We start from the raw sequence: 19,383 nt of genomic DNA, 5'->3' as shown, positions 1-19,383 counted from the left end.
CAATCACCCGCTGGCCCATGGCGGTCATAAAGAGGGCGTGATGTCCGGCTCCGCAACAGGACGCCCACGAATAACACTGTTGTGCCCATGGGTTTTGGCGTAGTAAAGCGCCTGATCGGCCGAGGCAATCAGTTGAGATATGCCGGCTCCGGGCTCGCAGGCCACCCCGGCGCTCAGAGTGAGTACACCGAGCGGACTCGGGGCGTGTTCGATGCGAAGCTTCTGCACCGCGTCGCACACCCGGCTGGCGCCGAGCCAGGCCCCTTCCAAGTCGGTATCCAGCATTAACAACAGCAGCTCCTCACCACCGTACCGGTAGAGGGTATCGCCCTGACGCAGATGGCCGGTAATGGTTTCGCAGACCCGCTGCAACGCCCGATCTCCCGCCTGATGACCGTAATAGTCGTTGTATTTCTTGAACCAGTCCAGATCCAGCAATGCCAGGGCAAAACGGCGCTTGGGATGCGTTGCCAGGACCTTGAGGTCGCGCTCCATCGCGCGACGATTGCCGATATTGAGCAGGGAATCCTGCAGGGACTCCGCCCTGAGTACGCGATTGACACTGACCAACTCGGTCTGGCGCTCCAATATCTGAATATACGCCTGTGCCATGTCAGTGTGAGTGATCATGCCCACCAGTGCCCCCCGGTCGTCCAGCACCGGCATCTGGCGCTGACGATATTCCTGCGCGCGTTTGAGCGCCTCCAGCAGCGACGCTCCGGCGGGCACACAGACCGGATTGACGGTCATCACATCCGCCGCCCGTCCGACCTCAACCCGGCCGGATTCGAGCACCTGGGCCAGCACCGACACCAGATCTTTTTCCCGAATCAGGCCCGCCACTCGGTCGCCGTCCATCACAACGGCACAGGAGTGCTGATTGCGGCGCATCAGAGCCAGTACTTCGATCAGGCTCTGGCCGCCATTCACCTGGGTGCCCACCGGGGTCATCAACTCTTGAACGGTCATCATCACGGACTCCGCTTCCGACGTCAGTCAACCACTCTTACTTTGCTTCCGGCTGAATCGGCCGGAGCGCCAAAAATCGTGCATGTTACCACGGTTGGCGCCGAATTCATCTACCGGCTGTCGGTTTTCTGGCACACCCGGACGATATTCGACCCGTTTCCGCCCGTCCTGCGGATTTTATCCGCAAGATGTCGGTCCAACCGCGGAGCATTTGCGCCAATATTTGACACGAAGCCCCGAGGCGCCGAGAATCGCGGGCTTCCCCAAAATCTCAGGTACACAAAGGCATGCGTAATACTCGAGACAACGGCTTGATCTCCGTCACCCGCTTCGGCCTGCCCCTGCTGCTCGCCCTGACTCTGGGCGCCTGTGGCAGTGACAGCGACAATAACCAGAACACCTCATCCAGCTCCAGCTCAAGCTCCAGCAGCTTCAGCGGGGGTATTGATAACGCGGGCAATACCGGAGGCGTAAGCGACGCCGAGTGGCCGGAAATCAATGTCGAATCAGTAGAGCCCAAAAAGATCCGTTTTTCCTGGACCGCCGTTGAAGGTGCTGAGTATTACCAGCTGCAGAAGAAACCAGGCGACGGCAGTGGCTACGAGGTGGTAGCTGACAACCTGACCGAAACAGAGGCCAGCGACACCGTCGCGGTGCACCAACATGACTGGCACAACGCCCTGTATACCGTCACCGCCTGTTTGAACGCCGACTGCTCCGAATACGACGATTCCAACGAGCAACTGACCCTGAACGTCATGCTCGACACCATCGGCTTTGTCAAAGCCGACAGCAACGAAGCCGCCGACTGGTTTGGCTGGGCGGTCGCCCTCTCGGCCGATGGCCAGACCCTGGCGGTCAGCGCGCCCCGCGAAGCCAGTCAGGCACGGGGCGTCAACGGTGATGCCTCCGACAATTCCGTATTCGGTGCCGGCGCCGTTTACGTGTTCCGCCTGGTGGACGGCCTGTGGCAACAGGAGGCTTACCTGAAAGCCTCCAACACTGAAGCGCCCAGCGAAAACGACGACGGTGACAACACCACCCGATACAACGACCGCTTCGGTTTCGCGCTGTCCCTGTCGGACGGCGGCGATGTGCTCGCGGTCAGTGCGACGCTGGAGGACAGCGATGGAACCGGCGTAAACCCCGAGCAGGACAATAATGGCGCTCCCGGAACCGGTGCGGTGTATGTCTTCAAACGCGGGGAGGAAGGCTGGGCGCAGGACGCCTTTCTCAAGGCCTCCAATGCCGAGCCCCCGGAAGAAGAGGAAGAGGGAGCCGACGAGACGGCCGAAGACGATGGCACCGATGACCCGGCAGCGGACGACGAAACAGAAGACGGCGAAGTCACCATCCCGACCAACGTCAACGACCGTTTTGGCCACCGCGTCGCCCTCTCCGGTGACGGCCAGACACTGGCGGTCAGCGCCCTGTTCGAATCGAGCGACGCCACTGGCATCAACGGCGACGAGAACAACAATGATGCACCCAACGCCGGTGCCGTCTATGTATTCACCGACTCGGACAGCGGCTGGGCACAGCAGGCTTATGTAAAAGCCTCGAATACCTTCTCCGCCATCACCGCGACCGGCACCCCGCTGTACCACCTGTTTGGCAGCAGCCTGGCCATCTCCACCGACGGCAACACCCTGGCAGTGGGCGCGACCGGTGATGCCAGTCGCTCCACCGGCATCAACGGGGAGGACGACAACCGGACCGTGATCAACGCCGGTGCGGTCTATCTGTTCATGCGCGACGGCAGTGAATGGTCGCAGTCGGCCTATATCAAACCAAGCCACACCTACACCGAAGAGCAATTGACCGGCTACGCCCAAAGCTTCGGGGCCAGTGTCGCCCTGTCTGGCGACGGAGCCCGCATGGCGGTGGGCAGCACCGGTGACCTGACGGCCGAGCCCGGGATCAACTCCAGCCCGGACAATTACGACCTTGAGGACGGCACCACAGTCGCCACCAACAGTGGTGCGGTCTACCTGTTCCGCCAGGTGGACGGTGAGTGGGAACAGACCTCATTCCTGAAGGCCTCCAACAACCTTCAGGGACTGCGCTTCGGCGAAACACTGGCCTTTGCCCGCAACGGCCGTCATCTGGTGGTAGGCAGCACGCGCGAGCCCAGCGCCGAGACCGGTATAGACGGCGTCAGTGATGACAACTCGGCCCCCCGTGCCGGTGGTGCCTACCTCTTCTCAATCATTGACGGTCGCTGGCGCGAAGCCTCTTACATCAAGGCCGCCAACACCGAAGCGCGGGACGGTTTCGCCATTGGCCTGGCGCTTTCGGCCGAAGGCGACACCCTTGCCATCGGCGCCTACCGCGAAGACAGCGATGCCCAGGGCATCAACGGTGACCGGGACAACAACGAAGGCACCGATTCCGGCGCGGTTTATCTTTACTGACACCTTGCCGAAGGTCGCTCACAAAAAAGGCCCGTCCAACTGGACGGGCCTTTTTTAGTGTTCAGTCTCCTGAAAACACAAGGCGCTTATTGCACTGGCACCAGACTTTCGCGCTGTTCGGCACTCAAAGAGTCGATTGTCGCGATTGTCAGATCAGCGTCCGCGCTCTGAGCAACCGACTCATCCAGCGAAACGTCAACCCGCTCAGGCAGCTTGAACATGGCCCCGGTCGCCGGATCAACGATCAGCATCCCGAGCCATCCGCCCAGCAGGATATTCCCGAAGTACCAGCCATCTACCGTGCTCGTCAAAGCATAGCTTTTGGCCTGGAATCCCTCTTTCTCGATTTCAATGGCATAACTTTCGCCCTGGAAAAAACCAGAAGATGCCTTCAGTACGATTGACGAGGGGGTGCGACCGCTATGGACTTTCTGCCCACTTTTGTTGGTGACAACAAACTTCGCATTATCCGGGGAGCTATTCAGCGCCACCGTATACTGGCTGTCACTAACGATACTGGCGCAACCGAACAAGCTAGCCGTAAGGGCGGAAACCGCCACCATTTTCTTTATCATGTGAGTATCCCTATTGTAGATTTGTATGTAAACAAGCTATCCACCGAATCTTGCTCTCTTCAGAGAACAAAGAATTCGGCGCCAGAATTCTACACAGTTTTCGCTTTGGATCCCAGACCGGTATACTTCCCAAAAGACATGATCGGCGCCAACAGCGCCAGCTCATTCACTTACTCCAAACCCCGAGACGTTTTATGCTGCTTTTTGTCGACAACCTCGCCACCGTGGATTTCAGCTTTCTCGATGCCCGCCGCGGCCTGCTGGGGGAAACCTGGCTGGCTGATGTGCAACTGGAGGGCGCATTGGATGAACAGGGTATGGTCTGTGATTTCAGTACGGTCAAGAAGACGCTGAAAGCGTGGCTGGACAACGAGCTTGATCACCGCCTTCTGGTGCCCCGCCACTCCCACCAACTGGAGCTTGAAGACGAAGGCGACGTTCTGTCCCTGCGCTGGCACTTTGGGGACCGCAGCGAGACGATTGATCTTCGCTGCCCCAAAGAGGCGGTGGCGCTGGTGAATGCCGAGGAGCTGACCCGTGAAAGCGTCGCCGAGTGGTGCATTCAACGCCTTAACGAAGAGCAGCTGTTCCCCGAAGGCACGCGCCTGCACCTGAGCTTTTCCACCGAATACATTGAGAGTGTGTTTTATCACTATAGCCACGGGCTGAAGAAGCACGATGGCAATTGTCAGCGAATCGCCCACGGTCACCGCTCGAAGATTGCGATCTGGGCGGACGATATTCCTTCTCCGGCCCTGGAGGGTGAGTGGGCCAGTCGGTTCCGGGATATTTATCTGGCGACGCGTGAGGATCTGGTGGCGGAGGAAGGGGATTATTTCCGCTTTGCCTATACGGCGCCCCAGGGGGATTTTGAGATTACCCTGCCCCAGCGTTGTTGTTACCTTATGGACACGGATACTACGGTGGAGTTGATTGCCGATCACATCGCCAAAACCACCAAGTCCGAGTACCCGACCAGTACCATTCGTGTGCAGGCCTATGAAGGTATGAACAAAGGTGCAATCGCCGAGGCGTAAACCTCAATACACCGATGGCTCACCTTCAGGGCGGGTTTTAAAGCGTGGCTGTGCCCAAAAATATTGATGTGGGCATTCTTCGATGGCCTCCTCCATGTAGCGATTGACCCGCACGGTGTCGGCATAGTCGTCGCCGCTGGGGAAATCTTCCAGTGCCGGCCGGATGACCAGTTCGTAACCGCGCCCGCCGGGTAGGCGGTACTGGGTAAACGGAATCACCCGACCTTTGCCCATGCTCACCAGCTTGCCTGTGGCGCTGACGGTGGCGGCCTGCACGCCGAAGAAGGGGGCGAAGAGGCTGTTTTTTGAGCCCAGGTCCCGGTCCGGGGCGTACCAGATGAAGCGGCCTTTGCGCAGGCGGCTGATCATGGCGCGTACGTTGTCCCGGGGGATGGTCATGGCGCCGGGGGAGTAGGCGCTGCGGCGTTTCATTTGCAGGTAGTCGTACACCGGGTTGCTGTGGGGCCGGTACATGCCGTCGAAGTTGACCACTTGACCGAGCATGGCGCTGCCTATGTCCAGGGTGGTCATGTGCAGACTGAGCAGCAGCGCGCCCTGCCCTGCTTCTTCAGCCGCTTTCAGATGTTCCAGGCCGGTGACGGTGAACAGTCGGCGCAGTCGCCAGCCCGGCCAGAACCAGGCGATGCCGGTTTCGAACACTGTCATGGCGGTGGAGGTGAGGTTCTGTTTCAGCAGACGCTCGCGTTCGTCCTCTGACAGATTCGGAAAACAGAGCTCGATGTTGCGCCGGGCAAAGTTCAGCCGTTTTTTATTCAGCCGCAGCAAAGGCGCCAGCGCTTTGGCCAGCCACCACTGAACCCGGTAAGGCAGTTGGGCGATCAGAAACCATAGCCCGGCACCCAACCAGGAGGGCCAGTGACGGGGGGCGAGCAGTTGTTTGGGGAAGGATGTTTCAGCCATAGGCTATCTATTTACCTCAGTGCGTATCGGCCGCGGCCTGGGCCATGGCCTCCAGACGGGCGTCTTTTTCCTGCCAGAGTTCGTTGACGCGGGCCTGAAACCGGGCTCGAAATGCCTCATCGTTCGGATAGTCGCCCACCATGTCGTCGGTGATGGGGCGCTGCTGGATGTGCATGTCCACCCGGCGCACTCGCCCACAAGCGTATTCCCAGAACGTGGGGCGGCCGTGGGGGTAGTAAAGGGTCACATCCAGCATCTGTCGAAGCTGACCGTTCATGGCCGACAGGGTGAAGGCCAGGCCACCGGCTTTGGGCTTGAGCAGGTGCCCGAACTCCGGCGCGCCGTCGTCGCTGGCTTGCGCCCGCTGCTTGGCCGGGGTAAAGCGGGTGCCTTCCAGAAAGTTGATGATGGTGACCGGGCTGTGCTGATACATTTCGCACGCCCGGCGGGTACGCTCCAGATCATCGTTGGCCAGCGCCGGGTTGCGGGCGATGTCTTTTTTGCTGCGCCGGCGCATCACCGGAAAGTCCATCGCCCACAGCGCCTGCCCGAGCATGGGCACCCAGAGAAGCTCGCGCTTGAAGAAAAATTTCACGTAGGGAATGCGACCGTTCAATACCCGAACCAGGATCATGATATCGACCCAGGACTGATGGTTGGCAATCAGCATGTACCACTCGTTGCGACTGAGTTGGTCGATATCTCCGCTGACGCGAATGTCGGTGCGGGTTAACAGCTTTTGATGCCAGCCATTAAGCGTAATCCAGCCGCTCGCCAGTTTGTCGAGCACGGCATTACAGGGGCGTCGCAGAGCGGGGATGATCAGTTTGACCAGCGCCACGGGCATGATCAACAGGAACACGCCCGCGATGGTGATCACGTACAGCGACAGGCTGAGGATGCCCACGAGGGGGTAGATTATTGGCATACAAGCTCTCACGTAGGTCGGATTAGCGCAAAGCGCGTAATCCGACACAGAGGTGCCGCATGCCACTGGCAGCTCGGGGCTTTAACTCAACGGCACCGTCACACATCGTTGAACGCTTAGAACGGCGCCTTCACCAGCGGACTGACATCCGCCTCGTAGTCCACACCGTCGACGCCAAAGCCGAACAATTTCAGGAAACCTTCGTTGTAGCCCTTGTAGTCGGTCAGTTCAAAGAGGTTGTCTTCGGTCACTTGTGGCCAGATTTCTTCCACCTTGGCCTGTACCTTGGGGTCCAGCTCCAGCTCGTCTACGCGGAAACGGTCTTCGTCGTCGAGACGCGGGTTGGCGCTGTACAGGCATTCCACGAACAGGCGCTGCAGTTGGTGAATACAGTCTTCATGGGTGCCCTGCTCTTTCATCACTTTGAACAGGATGGACATGTACAACGGCATCACCGGAATGGCGGAGCTGGCCTGGGTGACGACCGCCTTGAGTACCGCGACGTGGGCCGTGCCGTTGAGGTCATCCAGTTTCTGGTCGATGGCCAGGGAGGCGCGATCCAGGTCTTCTTTGGCCTTGCCGATGGTGGCCTTGCCGTAGATCGGCCAGGTCAGCTTGTCGCCCAGGTAGGTGTAGGCGGTGGTCTGGCAGTTCTGCTCCAGCACGTCGGCGTCTTTCAGGGCGTCGATCCACAGTTCCCAGTCTTCGCCGCCCATCACTTTGACGGTGTTGGCAATTTCTTCGTTGTTGGCCGGCTCGACGGTGGTCTCGGTGATTTTCAGGGTATCGGTGTTCAGGCCCTTGGAGGTGTAGGCCTGACCAATCGGCTTGAGCACGGAGGTGTAGGTTTCACCGGTCTTGGGGTCGGTGCGTCGGGGCGAGGCCAGGCTGTAGACCACCAGGTCGATTTTGCCCAGGTCTTTTTTGATCTGCTCGATGGTCTGGGCCTTGATCTCGTCGGAGAAGGCGTCCCCATTGATGGTGTGGGCGTAGAGGCCATCAGCTTCGGCAAATTCGTGGAAGGCGGCGGTGTTGTAGTAGCCGGCGGAGGCGGTACGCTTATCGGTGGGCGGTTTTTCGAAGCAGACCCCGAGGGTTTTGGCGCCAGAGCCGTAGGCGGCGGTAATGCGTGAGGCCAGGCCATAGCCGGTGGAGCAGCCGATGACCAGTACGTTTTTCGGGCCACCGTTGATGGGCCCCTGGGCCTTGGTGTAGTCGATCTGCTCGCGCACGTTGGCGGCACAGCCCTGTGGGTGGGCGTTGGTGCAGATGAATCCGCGTACTTTTGGCTTGATAATCATGTAAAGTCCTACTCTTGTCTGGTCTGTTTGGTCGCTGCCCTGACCGTCGTTACGTGCTGTCAACGGCCGTTCAACCGCCCCAGTACTCAGATTCGGGGCGAAAAACGGGCATTGTACCAGCAGATGGGCTTTTGAGGAGAAATCATGCTACAACCCATGCTCGCCCTGATGTTCTGGACGCTCTGCGTCGCTCTCTATTTGCTGACCCTGCGGATCTTGGCGGTGCGTAAGGGCACGGTGTCGATCGGCTATTTTCGGCTCTATCCGCCGGATCAGGCCGCGCCGGCACGGGCGCTGGCGGCGGCGCGTCATTATGACAACCTGTTTCAGGTGCCAATCCTGTTTTACTTCGCCTGCATTACCAGCCTGGCCATGGGGTTCAATGGCCCGGTGGCGCTGGCCTGGGGGTTTGTGGCGCTGCGGGTGGTGCACGGTCTCATCCATATGGGCTACAACAACGTAATGCATAGGTTCATAGCATTTATGGCGAGCAACCTGTTGTTGGTGGCCATTTGGGTGGTGATTGCGTTGCAGTTGGGGAGTCGGGCTTAACGGCGAGCGCTCCGCCCTTGCTTCAGATGGAGCTTCGTCGCTGAGCGCTCCGACTGTGTATACCCTTGTGAGACACGCCGTAAACCCATGATGTGCATGGATGCACGAATGCCGCGGTGGCATGGACGCCATAGAGCGGCCCATGGGGGCTCGATCACCCGCCATCCAGGCGGGTGACGGTCTCACAAGGGTATACACAGCCTCCGCAGTGGCGGCATAAAGTTCAGGGAACTAGCACCAACACTATCCGTATGGCACGGAGGGCCGGGGAGGGGAAGCCCTTTCAAGACCGTAAGCGGAGGGACTCCGCGCGTCGAGCCCCCAGGGATGGGTTTACGGCGTGTCTTGAAAGGGCTTCCCCTTCCCGGCCCGGACGAGACGAGTACTTTTGGCTAACCAATTGGAGCGCCCACTACGAAGCTCCAAAATCACCATACGAGAATTGGAGAAACCCACCCCAAACCCGTAGAATATTGCACCCACTGTCGAGAGCTGTAACGACCCAGATGATACCGAGCATACGTCACACCTCCCCCGTCCAGAGCCGCTACCTCGCGTTTATTGAGGCCCTGCGCCAATCCGACTTTCAGGGCGACCTGAACCCGGACTACGCCAACCGCACCGTGCTGGCGACCGACAACTCCATCTACCAGGTCCTGCCCCAGGGAGTCATCTACCCCAAAAACGTGGACGACCTGGTGATCCTGGCCCGGCTCAGCGACCAGCCCGATTATCAGGACATCGTCTTGAGCCCCCGCGGTGGCGGCACCGGCACCAATGGCCAGTCCCTCACCGACGGACTGGTGGTGGACACCTCCAAATACATGAACCAGATCCTCGAGATCAACGTCGAGGAGCGCTGGGCGCGGGTCCAATGCGGCGTGGTGAAAGACCAGTTGAACGCGGCCCTCAAGCCCTTCGGGCTGTTCTTTGCCCCGGACCTGTCCACCAGCAACCGGGCCACCATCGGCGGCATGATCAACACCGACGCCTCCGGCCAGGGCTCCTGCCGCTACGGGAAAACCCGGGACCACGTGCTTGAGCTGCGCACCGTACTGCTCGACGGCAGCGACTGGACCTCCCGCCCCATGGACGACGCCGAGCTGACCGAGGTCAGCCAGCGCGAGGATCGCGTGGGCGAGGTACACAAGGCACTCAACCAGATTCACACCGATCACGCCGAGCTGATCGACGCCAAATTCCCCAAGCTCAACCGCTGCCTGACCGGCTACGATTTTGCCCATGTGCGCACCCCCGAGGGTCGCTTCGATCTCAACAGCGTGCTCTGCGGCAGTGAAGGCACCCTGGGCTTTATCGCCGAGGCCAAACTCAACCTGCTGCCCATCCCCAAGGTCTCCGCGTTGGTGAATGTTAACTATCGGGACTTTAACGCGGCGCTGCGCGATGCCACCGAGCTGATGAAAGCCGAACCCACCGCCATCGAGACGGTGGACTCGAAGGTGCTCAACCTGGCGATGAACGACATCGTCTGGCACAGCGTGTCCGAGTTCTTTCCGCCAGCGGAGAGCGGCGAGCCGATTCAGGGCATCAACCTGGTGGAGTACACCGCCGACAGCGAGGAAGCACTGGAAGCCGCGGTCAAAGCGCTGACCGATCAGTTGGATGCCGACACCGATGCCAGTAAAGGCCGCCTGGGTTACAGCCTCGCCTGGGGTTCGGCGTCGGTCGCGAAAATCTGGGCCATGCGCAAAAAATCCGTAGGCCTGTTGGGCAATGCCGAAGGTGAAGCCCGTCCCATTCCCTTCGTGGAAGATACCGCTGTGCCGCCGGAAAACCTGGCCGACTTCATCATGGAGTTCCGTCAGGTACTGGATGAGCGCGGCATGACCTACGGCATGTTCGGCCATGTGGACGCGGGAGTACTCCACGTGCGCCCCGCCATCGACATGAAAGATCCGGAACAGGAAGCCCTGATCCGCCCGATCACCGACCAAGTGGTTGAGCTGGTCAAAAAATACAAAGGCCTGCTCTGGGGCGAACACGGCAAGGGCGTGCGCGCCGAATACGCGCCGGAATTTTTCGGCGAACTCTACCCGCAGTTGCAACGACTGAAAGCCGCCTTCGATCCGCGCAATCAGTTGAATCCGGGCAAAATTGCCACGCCCGCGCCGGAGCTGGAACTGCTCAAGATCGACGGGGTGACCACCCGCGGTCAGCAGGACCGGAAAATTCCGGTGCAGGTCTGGGAAGGTTACAGCGAGGGCATGCACTGCAACGGCAATGGTCAGTGCCACAACTGGAACCCCAACGACGCCATGTGCCCTTCCTGGAAAGGCACGCGCCTGCGCACCCACACCCCCAAAGGTCGGGCCTCATTGGTACGCGAGTGGCTCAAGCAGTTGAGCGAGCGGGACGTGAACGCGATCGAGGAATCCGAAGCGACGCGCCAGCAGTCGTTCCTGTTGAACCTGCCGATGCGTATCAAAAACACCATCGGCAAAAAGCGCGGCGAATACGACTTTTCCCACGAAGTCCACGAGTCCATGATGGGCTGTCTGGCCTGTAAGTCCTGCACCGGTCAGTGCCCCATCAAGGTGGACGTACCCAGCTTCCGCAGCAAGTTTCTGGAGCTGTATTACGGTCGCTACCTGCGCCCATTGAAAGATTATTTCATCGGCGGCCTGGAGTTTATGGTGCCCACCTTGGCCAAGGTGCCGTGGCTCTACAACGGCCTGATGAAACCCCGGTTTATGCAGGCCCTCATGGCCAAGGTGGCCGGCATGGTGGACAGCCCGCTGCTTACCGGCGTCTCCCTGGACAACGAACTGCAGACACGCAAAATCCGTTACGCCAGCACCCAGAACATCGCCGCACTCACCCAGGAGCAGCGGGATAAAGCAGTGATTCTGGTGCAGGACGCCTTCACCAGCTATTTTGAAACCCAGTTGGTATTGGACAGCCTGGACCTGCTGACCAAGCTGGGCTTCACGCCGCTGGTGGCGCCTTTTAAACCCAATGGCAAACCACTCCACGTCCACGGTTTCCTCGGCCCCTTCGCCAAGGCGGCGGTGAAAAACGCCGAGCACCTGAACGATCTCGCCCGCAGCGGTATTCCGCTGGTGGGGCTGGAGCCGTCCATGACCCTCGCTTATCGCAGCGAGTACCAGAAGGTGTTGGGCAAAGAGGCGCCTGAGGTGGCCCTGTTGCAGGAGTGGCTGGCAGAGCAGAAAGCGCAACTCGAAGCGCGCGCGAATTTGTTGCAGCCGGGAGATTATTCCCTGTTGGCCCACTGCACGGAAAAAACCAACGCGGCCGGATCGATCAAGGATTGGCAGGCAGTGTTCGGTGCCTTGGGGCAGACACTGACGGTAATCGACACGGGTTGCTGCGGCATGGCAGGCACTTACGGTCACGAGGCCAGCAACGTTGAAACGTCGAAGAGAATTTACGGTCTATCATGGGCAGAGGTCTTGGCAAATCCGGAACACGAGGGAAAACTGACTGCCACCGGTTACTCCTGCCGTTCTCAGGTGAAACGCATTGACGATGTCGCCATTCCCCATCCTGTGCAGGTGTTGTTGGCGCAGATGTGAAGTGGTATGGCGCTTCGTCGTGGAGTGCTGCGGTTGGGTGTACCCTTCCGAGACACGCCGTAAATACATCCCTGTAGGCTCGACACCCGCCATCCAGGCGGGTGACGGTCTCGGAAGGGTACACCCAGCCTCCGCAGTGCCAGCGTAACGTTTCGGGAAATAGCACCTGAAAACGGCGGATGCGCGCTTGGCGCTTATCCGCCCTACGGGTAGCACGGCAGGTTGCGTAGGGCGGATAAGCGCCAAGCGCGCATCCGCCGTCACCCCACTAACACCCCATTGGAGACCGATGTATGCTGCTCCAAGAAAAGACATTCTCGCTACTCGAACTCGCTTCGGTCAGAGAAGACGGCTCCATCACGGAAACACTGCGGGACACGCTTCGCTACGCCCAAAAAGCGGACGAACTCGGCTTCGAACGCTTCTGGCTGGCCGAACACCACAACATGGAAGGCATTGCCAGCTCCGCGACCTCCGTGTTGATCGGCCACATCGCCGGAGGTACCGAACGCATTAAGGTCGGCTCCGGCGGCATCATGCTGCCCAACCACCCGCCGCTGGTAATCGCCGAACAATTTGGCACCCTCGCCAGCCTCTACCCGGGGCGCATTGAACTCGGCCTGGGCCGCGCGCCCGGCACCGACGCCATTACCATGCGAGCGCTGCGCCGGGATATGCGTTCTGCCGACGACTTCCCGCAGGAGGTCGGGTTACTACAGCAACTGCTCGCGCCCCTAAAACCCGGCCAGAAACTCAAAGCCATTCCCGGCGCCGGCACCGAAGTGCCCATCTGGCTGCTGGGCTCCAGTCTGTTCAGCGCACAGCTTGCCGCGCAGAAAGGCCTGCCCTACGCCTTCGCCGGCCACTTCGCCCCGCGCCTGGTCCGTGAAGCCCTGCATGTCTACCGGGAAAATTTTCAGCCTTCCGAGGTATTGGACAAACCTTACGCCATTCTGGGGATTCCACTGATTGCGGCAGACACCGATGCCGAAGCGCGGTACCTGGCCACAACCAGCCATCAGCGCATTCTGGCCCTGCTGCGCGGTCAGCCGCTGTGGTTGAAGCCACCGGTAGAGGAGATGACACCGCTGTGGTCGCCCGAGGAAGAGGCCGCCGTTAAAGACTTTCTGGGCCTGGCGGTCGTCGGTGGGCCCGACACCGTGCGGGAAGATCTGGAAGCTCTGTGCCGGGAGCTGCCGATTGATGAGTTTATGTTCACCATTGATGTGTACGACCCGGCCGTGCGGATGCGGGCCCTGGAGATAGTAGTCAACCTGCGAACCACGGAGTGAACTCTACGGCACCACATGGGTGCCCTACCCCTCGGCCACCCAAACCGCAAGACACCCACGCGGTGCCGTCCCACGACAGTCGACGCCCCAAACCGTAGGGCACCCATGTGGTGCCGGGTGGGGTTATCGGTAGCCCAGGTCTTCCATCAACGGTTCGGACGCGATCTGGGCCGTATAGCGCTTTATCGCCTGATCTTTATTGGCCCGCAGACGCAATGCGGATGCCAGCAGGCCACACAGTATGGCCTCGGGCAGCAGCAGTAAGCTGTGCACCGCGCCGGTAACCAGACTGGCGGGGCCGGGTAACGCCGGGGCGCGACTGAAGATGGCCGACAGCAGCGGCCCCAGAAGCCAATACAACGTGATCAATACCCATGTCGTCGCCAGCAGCCCGATCAAGAAACGCAGCTTGCCTCTCTTGCGCCGGGGAAACAGCCAGCGTCTCAGTAGCAGGTACACGCCGATAATGATCAGCGCCGGTAGGCCAAAAGTGGGAATCAGGCCCAACACCCAAATGTAGCTGGTGTAAACGCCGAGGCTGATGACAAAGTTCAGCGGCTGTCCGGCGATGGCCTGCAGCCCACCGTATTCCCAGCCCACCTGATTACCATAAAGCGCATCCAACACGGCGACCACGGCCAAAAACACCAGGGTGAAAGCGCCGGCTTTTTTCGACCAGTCGCGTACGGAATGTTCCGCGCGACGCGCTTGTAGCCGCTCCAGCAGCGCACGGTAGCGATCAAAGAAACCGTTGATTGCCTCCGAGCTGACCAGATTCGCTTTCACCAACAGGGTCTGCCCCAACCGGGCCGGCTCGGCGCGGTGCGCCAGCAGCGTTTCGGCAACGCCGTTGGTCAGCCCAACGGCAAGGTTATCCACGCTGTGCTCTTTATCGAGCATCTCGGCACCCGCGCCGAGCATGCCATCGCCAATACCTGCGAGGTCGTATCCCTGGTAGTGCTCCCCGACGAAGAACCCGTGCCCTCGTACACGACCTTGAGCCAGGTCGGCCTCGGCAAATCGCAGCTGAGCCTCGGCGCTGAATCCTATCGGATAGGCCGGCGTATGCCGGGTCGCCTGATCCAGGTCTACCCGACAGCTGGAGCGCAATGGCACCCAGTCGACCCGCTGGTTGACCGCCGCCTGCAGGTAGCGCGATTGCCATGGCGCCAGCTCGGTCTCAGGGGTGACATCAAGCTGCCCTTCGCCGGTGACCGTCACCGAATATCGATCCGTAAATTGCCCAGTGGAGCGGCAGGGCGTGCAGGATTCGGTTCCGCCGCCACCGCAACGGCCACAGCGCACTTCGGACTGGCCGGCGCACTGATAGCAGTTCACCCGACCCGCCCCACCGCACCCACCACAGGCGTAACGCGACGGCGCTGTCCCCGAATAGCCACTGCCCGCACAGCTACTGCATGTGATTTTACCGCCGGAACAGGCCCCGCACCGCACGCGCCCGCGACCACCACAGCCGCCGCAGGTATTTTCGCCCCGCCCGTGGCAGCGGGAACAGGCGTAGCTGTGCTGCCAGGTATCCGGGTACTTGCCCAGCGAGGTACTTGATGACCATAGGGCGTTTTTCAGGTCGTCCATCACGTGGTGTTCCAGCCTGTTCACATAAGTATCCAGCTCGCCGCGCTCAATACGTCCCACGGTTTCTCGTGCGGCTCGCTGACACGCCGCCGCGGAGCTCAGGCGGTTGCCGCTGGGGGTCCCCACAAGCTGCTCGCGATGGGATTCCGCCCGCAGACACCAGGTTTTGCTCAAGCGCAGTCGCGCCACCTGCTCAATCGCGTTATCGACACGGATACCGCTCTGGCTGACATAGAATTGGTCGCACAGAAGCCGATCCGCTGAAGCCTGAATCTGGCGCGTCAGTAAGTCGTCGGTCATGGGGTTGGCTCCGCATCACGATCGCCCGCGAGCACATAGTGCACGGCACCAGCCACGCGGCGAATCGGCTCCTGGGCAAAGGACAGCGCGGGGCGATCGGCGCTGCCGAGCAGGGCATAGACGACCAATGCGATGGCCACTAGCAAGGCCCAGATCCGCAACATGCGTTGATGTGTCATGGTCATTGGGGTACTCCGCGGTTTTTCAGGGTTTGATAGCGTTCGGACACGCCCTGTAGGGAGGCATCCCAGGCATCCAGCCCAGGCGCCAGTGAAGCGTTAAAGCCGTGGTAGAGGGGCAGGTGCCGCTCGAAAGTCAGCCCTACCGGCAGCAGAACCGGCTGGGCTCGCAACGCCCAGTTCAATGCCAGTTCCGCCACTGGGTGGCTGTGATGGCGAACCTGGGTCAAGAAGTAATGGGTGGCGCGGTTTTCCTCCACGTAGGGGTTGCCGACCCCGAGGGCACCAAGCCCCACGGGCAACATCAGGACAGCTACCACCAGGGCGCCGCGCAGCGCCAGACGCTGGCCGGCCGACCCCGCGGACGGCAAGCCCCGCCTCTGGCGCCACAGTGCCCAAGCATTCACTGGCAGTTTCACCAGCGTAATCAACACCAGCGCCAGGGACAGTGTCATGGAAATCGGCGGCACGAGCGTGGCGCGCAAAGCGCGCTTGGCGAGCACCTCGTGCTCACCACCGTCGGCAAAGGTCGCGGTCTGAGCTTCCACTTCGGCCACCAGACGCCGGGCTTCACGGTCCACCACCGGGTCGAGCACTCGCTCTTTGAACTCGCGGTTGTTCCAGTCCGCCCGGGCGCCCTCAATGTAGTAACCGCCCATTGCCTGCTGGATGTGGCCCTGAATACGCGGGTGCTGCTGAAACGCCGGCCAACTCAACCCCGGCTCCAGGCCATCAGACTGCGCCGTCCACTGCGCCTGAATGCGCGCACGCACCGTTTCCCGAGCGGCCCGATCAAAGGCGCCCTGATCGCTGAAGGTCCAATCCTCGGGCAAGCTCAACCCTTCATCCTTCGCCCACTGAACTACCTTGCGCCCGGTGACCACCTGTCCGCGGAACTCGGACGCACGGGTCAATGTGGACGGGTAACCGGACTGCTCGATGAACGCCGGCTCCAGTAAGCCGCGCATCCGCGCCCGGTAATGGTCTGGATCCCGGGTGTACTGATAGCGCTTATTGCGCCAACCGCCGTCGCCTCCGGCGGCCTTATTCACCCCCTGAGCAACCAGCGACACGCCGGCCGTCAAGGCCGCCATCAGGCCTGTCTTGACTAGGTTTTCCGACGTCGATACCTCAGTCTCAATCAGCCAATAGTCGGGCTCCACATAACCCACGGGGCTGCGTTCCATCTGCCGTTGGTAACGCTGATCCAGGCGCGAACGGCAGCCATCGCTGCTGCACTGGTTACGTCGGTCAAAATACTCGAACAGCGACGGCCCCATCTGCTCCGCCAGATCCGCCGCACGCTGATCCACTTGCGCCTGCGCCTGTTGGTACTCAAGCCATCCTGCCTCGACCTGCGCCTCAGCCTGAGCCCAAAGTGCCCCGGCGCGCTCGGGCACGCTCTGCAACGCCTGCCGGTAACGCCCGTAATCCTCCAGGTACGCTGAGTAGCCCTCGCGCACCTCATCGCGCAACTGTCGATACCGCTGGTAATGTTGCTCAAAGTCCCGATACGCCCGGTTGCGCACCAGTTGGCGAGCAATCGTGCCCCGCTGTCCCTCCACCTGGCGAATCAGCTCGGGGTCGGCGTAGGCCAGCGCGCCGAATACCGTCAAAAAGGTCATTTCCGCCGCGCTCGGCGGCGCCTCGCCATTGACCGGCAAACCGTCGATGGCAATGGTGTTGTCGGCCAGGCTGCTGCGCAGCAGCTGACTGATCACCGCCCGCTGGCGCTGCTCCGCCGAGGAAGGTTCAATCAACCAGCGATCGACCAACCCTTTCTGCCCGAAAAATACCAGAGGCCAAACCAGAACAGCACACAGGGCCAACCAACCCAACGGCCTGAGCGTCCCCTGAGCGCGCCGCCCGCGAATCCAGCCATCCGCCACCAGCAAAGTGACACCGAGGCCCGAGACCGCGCGACCAAACAGCTCGATACCACGCAGCGACTCATGATCACTGGCCCGGCTGCCGGCGATCGCCACCAGTTGGGCATTGAAAATCAACTCCGGGATCAGATACAGCGCCAGCAGTGCGAGCATGACGGCCGACCAGCGCAGCGCTGACCGCTGGGCTCGTCCGTCAGTCATCGACCGCCTCGGGGAGTTCAATGCGAATGGGCGCTTGGGGCCCGAGAATCAGTGATTCGTCATCCGGCGGCGGAGGCAGACGCAGCAAGGGGGGCGGCTGCGGCGCGCCGGGAGCCGGCGCTTCGCTTACCTCAACCGGCGAGGCTCCATCGCTGGCCGCCGGCGTGTCAGGTTTGTCTGAAGAGAGCGAGCGGGTAGATGGCCCGGCGCAGGCTACCAGCGCCACGACCACCACCAACAGGCTCATTCTCCATCCGATTACTTTCATTATTGGTTAAGCCCCATCGGTAGCAGCTCTCGGGCACACAGAGCCACCTAATGCAAATTTTTCCGCCACTGTCGAGCTATCTTACACCGCATTTCCGTCCTTGCCCACGCTGAAAAGCTCACCGGCAGAATCTGCCGGTCCCAGGTAAATCTGGTATCATCCGGCGTTTGGCGCGGCCCTGCCGCCGCACTTACCCATGCCCTGCCCGGGCAACGCAACAGACTTTCGGATCTTCTACTATGCGGCTTGCGGATTCAGTACTGGCAGTAAACAACGACCTTCCCATCCGGACCGATCGGCCCGTGCACAGCGGAAAAGTCCGCTCGGTTTACTGGCTGACCGCCGCCGACAGCGAGCGCCTGATCCGGGAAAAAGGCTACCCGGTCGCCCCGGACACCCCCCTGGCGATCATGGTCATCAGCGACCGAATTTCCGCCTTCGAATGCCTCTGGAAAGGCGAAGGCGGCATGAACGGCGTACCCGGCAAGGGCGCGGCGCTGAACGCCATTTCCAATCACTGGTTTCAGCGCTTTCGCGAGGAAGGGCTGGCCGACAGCCACATTCTGGATATCCCCCACCCTCTGGTCTGGATCGTGCAGAAAGCCCAACCGGTGATGATCGAAGCCATCTGCCGCCAGTACATTACCGGTTCCATGTGGCGCGCCTACGCCAAGGGTGAGCGCACCTTTTGCGGCATCACCCTGCCCGACGGGCTGGAGCGGGACCAGAAACTGCCCGAGCTGCTGATCACCCCCTCCACCAAAGGGATTCTCAAAGGGCTGGACGGCGTGCCGGAGGCGGATGACGTCAACATCAGCCGGGCCGATCTGGAGCGGCACTATCAGGCCTTCAATTTCCGTTCACCGGGCGATATCGACGCCTACGAGCGCTTGCTCAAAGAGGGCTTTGGGGTGATCAGCGACGATCTGGCCAAGATCGACCAGATCTTTGTCGATACCAAATTCGAGTTTGGCTATGTCCGCAATGCCGAGGGACAGGAAAAGCTGATCTATATGGACGAAGTCGGCACGCCGGATTCGTCCCGTATCTGGGACGGCGCCCAATACCGGGACGGTAAAGTTGTCGAGCAGTCTAAAGAAGCGTTCCGGCAGGAGTTGCTACACTACTTCGAAGACCCGGACGTGCTGCTGGATAAAAGCCGTATGGATGAGCGGACCGCCCTGGCCGAGCAGACCGAGCTGCCCCGGGAAGTGATGATGCGCGTGTCCGACACCTATGTGGGTATTGCGGAGAAAATCATTGCCCGCCCGCTGGCGCTGTCCGATAACCCGCGGGCGGAGATTATCGACACCCTGCGCAGCCAGTACGGGTTGATCAGGGACTGAGACAGTCCCGGGGCAATGGTGGATGACGCTTCGCTTATCCACCCTACAGCGTACAATAACC

15 protein-coding genes are annotated in these 19,383 nt (G+C 60.8%); 6 read left to right on the top strand and 9 right to left on the bottom strand.

The annotated features are described in order from the left end of the window. Positions 1–24: 24 nt before the first annotated feature. Positions 25–972, bottom strand: coding sequence for a diguanylate cyclase (locus N645_RS17315; RefSeq protein WP_051174200.1), 948 nt, complete (start codon positions 970–972; stop codon positions 25–27). A 284-nt stretch (positions 973–1,256) separates the two neighbouring features. On the opposite strand from N645_RS17315, the gene N645_RS0100945 reads away from it, so the two are divergent. Further along, positions 1,257–3,383: a hypothetical protein gene (locus tag N645_RS0100945; protein ID WP_036159697.1), complete on the top strand. Its 2,127-nt coding sequence runs from the start codon at positions 1,257–1,259 to the stop codon at positions 3,381–3,383. Positions 3,384–3,469: 86 nt separating this feature from the next. On the opposite strand, the gene N645_RS0100940 is transcribed toward N645_RS0100945, so the two are convergent. Further along, positions 3,470–3,958, bottom strand: a complete 489-nt coding sequence (locus N645_RS0100940; protein WP_202960757.1) for a hypothetical protein — start codon at positions 3,956–3,958, stop codon at positions 3,470–3,472. A gap of 194 nt (positions 3,959–4,152) precedes the next feature. Here N645_RS0100940 and N645_RS0100935 point away from each other — a divergent pair, with 194 nt between their 5' ends. Further along, positions 4,153–4,995: a 6-carboxytetrahydropterin synthase gene (locus tag N645_RS0100935; RefSeq protein WP_024459635.1), complete on the top strand. Its 843-nt coding sequence runs from the start codon at positions 4,153–4,155 to the stop codon at positions 4,993–4,995. A 3-nt stretch (positions 4,996–4,998) separates the two neighbouring features. Here N645_RS0100935 and lpxL read toward each other — a convergent pair whose 3' ends face one another. From lpxL to fabV, 3 genes are all read right to left on the bottom strand, one after another. After that, positions 4,999–5,916: an LpxL/LpxP family Kdo(2)-lipid IV(A) lauroyl/palmitoleoyl acyltransferase gene (lpxL, locus tag N645_RS0100930; protein WP_024459634.1), complete on the bottom strand. Its 918-nt coding sequence runs from the start codon at positions 5,914–5,916 to the stop codon at positions 4,999–5,001. Between the two features lie 16 nt (positions 5,917–5,932). Further along, a complete protein-coding gene (locus tag N645_RS0100925) occupies positions 5,933–6,844 on the bottom strand; it encodes an acyltransferase (RefSeq protein ID WP_024459633.1) in 912 nt (303 codons plus the stop codon). Positions 6,845–6,960: 116 nt separating this feature from the next. After that, positions 6,961–8,145 (bottom strand): enoyl-ACP reductase FabV, encoded by a 1,185-nt coding sequence (gene fabV, locus N645_RS0100920; protein WP_024459632.1) that lies wholly within the window; start codon positions 8,143–8,145, stop codon positions 6,961–6,963. A 144-nt stretch (positions 8,146–8,289) separates the two neighbouring features. On the opposite strand from fabV, the gene N645_RS0100915 reads away from it, so the two are divergent. The 3 genes from N645_RS0100915 (at position 8,290) to N645_RS0100905 (ending at position 13,543) form a co-directional block, all read left to right on the top strand. Further along, a complete protein-coding gene (locus tag N645_RS0100915; RefSeq protein WP_024459631.1) occupies positions 8,290–8,697 on the top strand; it encodes an MAPEG family protein in 408 nt (135 codons plus the stop codon). 506 nt (positions 8,698–9,203) lie between these two features. Beyond that, on the top strand, positions 9,204–12,251 hold the full coding sequence (locus N645_RS0100910; RefSeq protein WP_024459630.1) for an FAD-binding and (Fe-S)-binding domain-containing protein: 3,048 nt from the start codon (positions 9,204–9,206) through the stop codon (positions 12,249–12,251). 293 nt (positions 12,252–12,544) lie between these two features. Beyond that, positions 12,545–13,543, top strand: coding sequence for an LLM class flavin-dependent oxidoreductase (locus tag N645_RS0100905; protein WP_036159695.1), 999 nt, complete (start codon positions 12,545–12,547; stop codon positions 13,541–13,543). Between the two features lie 123 nt (positions 13,544–13,666). Here N645_RS0100905 and N645_RS0100900 read toward each other — a convergent pair whose 3' ends face one another. From N645_RS0100900 to N645_RS0100885, 4 genes are read right to left on the bottom strand one after another with little or no spacing between them, the layout of a single operon-like run. After that, complete coding sequence (locus tag N645_RS0100900; protein WP_024459628.1) at positions 13,667–15,439, bottom strand: ECF transporter S component; 1,773 nt, start codon at positions 15,437–15,439, stop codon at positions 13,667–13,669. Beyond that, the gene (locus N645_RS0100895) at positions 15,436–15,618 is read right to left on the bottom strand and encodes a hypothetical protein (protein ID WP_152521599.1); all 183 of its coding nucleotides are present in this window, start codon (positions 15,616–15,618) and stop codon (positions 15,436–15,438) included. The genes N645_RS0100900 and N645_RS0100895 overlap by 4 nt, the downstream gene beginning before the upstream one ends. Before the next feature lie 2 nt (positions 15,619–15,620). Then, the gene (locus N645_RS0100890; protein WP_024459626.1) at positions 15,621–17,708 is read right to left on the bottom strand and encodes a hypothetical protein; all 2,088 of its coding nucleotides are present in this window, start codon (positions 17,706–17,708) and stop codon (positions 15,621–15,623) included. Further along, entirely contained in the window at positions 17,701–17,976 is a 276-nt protein-coding gene (locus tag N645_RS0100885; RefSeq protein WP_193744935.1) for a hypothetical protein, read from the bottom strand. The genes N645_RS0100890 and N645_RS0100885 overlap by 8 nt, the downstream gene beginning before the upstream one ends. A gap of 239 nt (positions 17,977–18,215) precedes the next feature. On the opposite strand from N645_RS0100885, the gene N645_RS0100880 reads away from it, so the two are divergent. Then, a complete protein-coding gene (locus N645_RS0100880) occupies positions 18,216–19,322 on the top strand; it encodes a phosphoribosylaminoimidazolesuccinocarboxamide synthase (RefSeq protein WP_024459624.1) in 1,107 nt (368 codons plus the stop codon). The last annotated feature ends 61 nt before the right edge of the window (positions 19,323–19,383 follow it).

The sequence above is a fragment of the Marinimicrobium sp. LS-A18 genome (assembly GCF_000463525.1).
GTDB lineage: Bacteria > Pseudomonadota > Gammaproteobacteria > Pseudomonadales > Cellvibrionaceae > Marinimicrobium > Marinimicrobium koreense.
The sequence above is the reverse complement of the archived record's forward strand: the minus strand, read 5'-3'. Positions and strand labels throughout refer to the sequence as shown.

Excerpts from the sequence above, each read along its gene's own strand:
- N645_RS17315 (WP_051174200.1), bottom strand. The coding sequence starts at position 972 with ATGATGACCGTTCAAGAGTTGATGACCCCGGTGGGCACCCAGGTGAAT.
- N645_RS0100945 (WP_036159697.1), top strand. The coding sequence starts at position 1,257 with ATGCGTAATACTCGAGACAACGGCTTGATCTCCGTCACCCGCTTCGGC.
- N645_RS0100940 (WP_202960757.1), bottom strand. The coding sequence starts at position 3,958 with ATGATAAAGAAAATGGTGGCGGTTTCCGCCCTTACGGCTAGCTTGTTC.
- N645_RS0100935 (WP_024459635.1), top strand. The coding sequence starts at position 4,153 with ATGCTGCTTTTTGTCGACAACCTCGCCACCGTGGATTTCAGCTTTCTC.
- lpxL (WP_024459634.1), bottom strand. The coding sequence starts at position 5,916 with ATGGCTGAAACATCCTTCCCCAAACAACTGCTCGCCCCCCGTCACTGG.
- N645_RS0100925 (WP_024459633.1), bottom strand. The coding sequence starts at position 6,844 with ATGCCAATAATCTACCCCCTCGTGGGCATCCTCAGCCTGTCGCTGTAC.
- fabV (WP_024459632.1), bottom strand. The coding sequence starts at position 8,145 with ATGATTATCAAGCCAAAAGTACGCGGATTCATCTGCACCAACGCCCAC.
- N645_RS0100915 (WP_024459631.1), top strand. The coding sequence starts at position 8,290 with ATGCTACAACCCATGCTCGCCCTGATGTTCTGGACGCTCTGCGTCGCT.
- N645_RS0100910 (WP_024459630.1), top strand. The coding sequence starts at position 9,204 with ATGATACCGAGCATACGTCACACCTCCCCCGTCCAGAGCCGCTACCTC.
- N645_RS0100905 (WP_036159695.1), top strand. The coding sequence starts at position 12,545 with ATGCTGCTCCAAGAAAAGACATTCTCGCTACTCGAACTCGCTTCGGTC.
- N645_RS0100900 (WP_024459628.1), bottom strand. The coding sequence starts at position 15,439 with ATGACCGACGACTTACTGACGCGCCAGATTCAGGCTTCAGCGGATCGG.
- N645_RS0100895 (WP_152521599.1), bottom strand. The coding sequence starts at position 15,618 with ATGACACATCAACGCATGTTGCGGATCTGGGCCTTGCTAGTGGCCATC.
- N645_RS0100890 (WP_024459626.1), bottom strand. The coding sequence starts at position 17,708 with ATGACTGACGGACGAGCCCAGCGGTCAGCGCTGCGCTGGTCGGCCGTC.
- N645_RS0100885 (WP_193744935.1), bottom strand. The coding sequence starts at position 17,976 with ATGAAAGTAATCGGATGGAGAATGAGCCTGTTGGTGGTGGTCGTGGCG.
- N645_RS0100880 (WP_024459624.1), top strand. The coding sequence starts at position 18,216 with ATGCGGCTTGCGGATTCAGTACTGGCAGTAAACAACGACCTTCCCATC.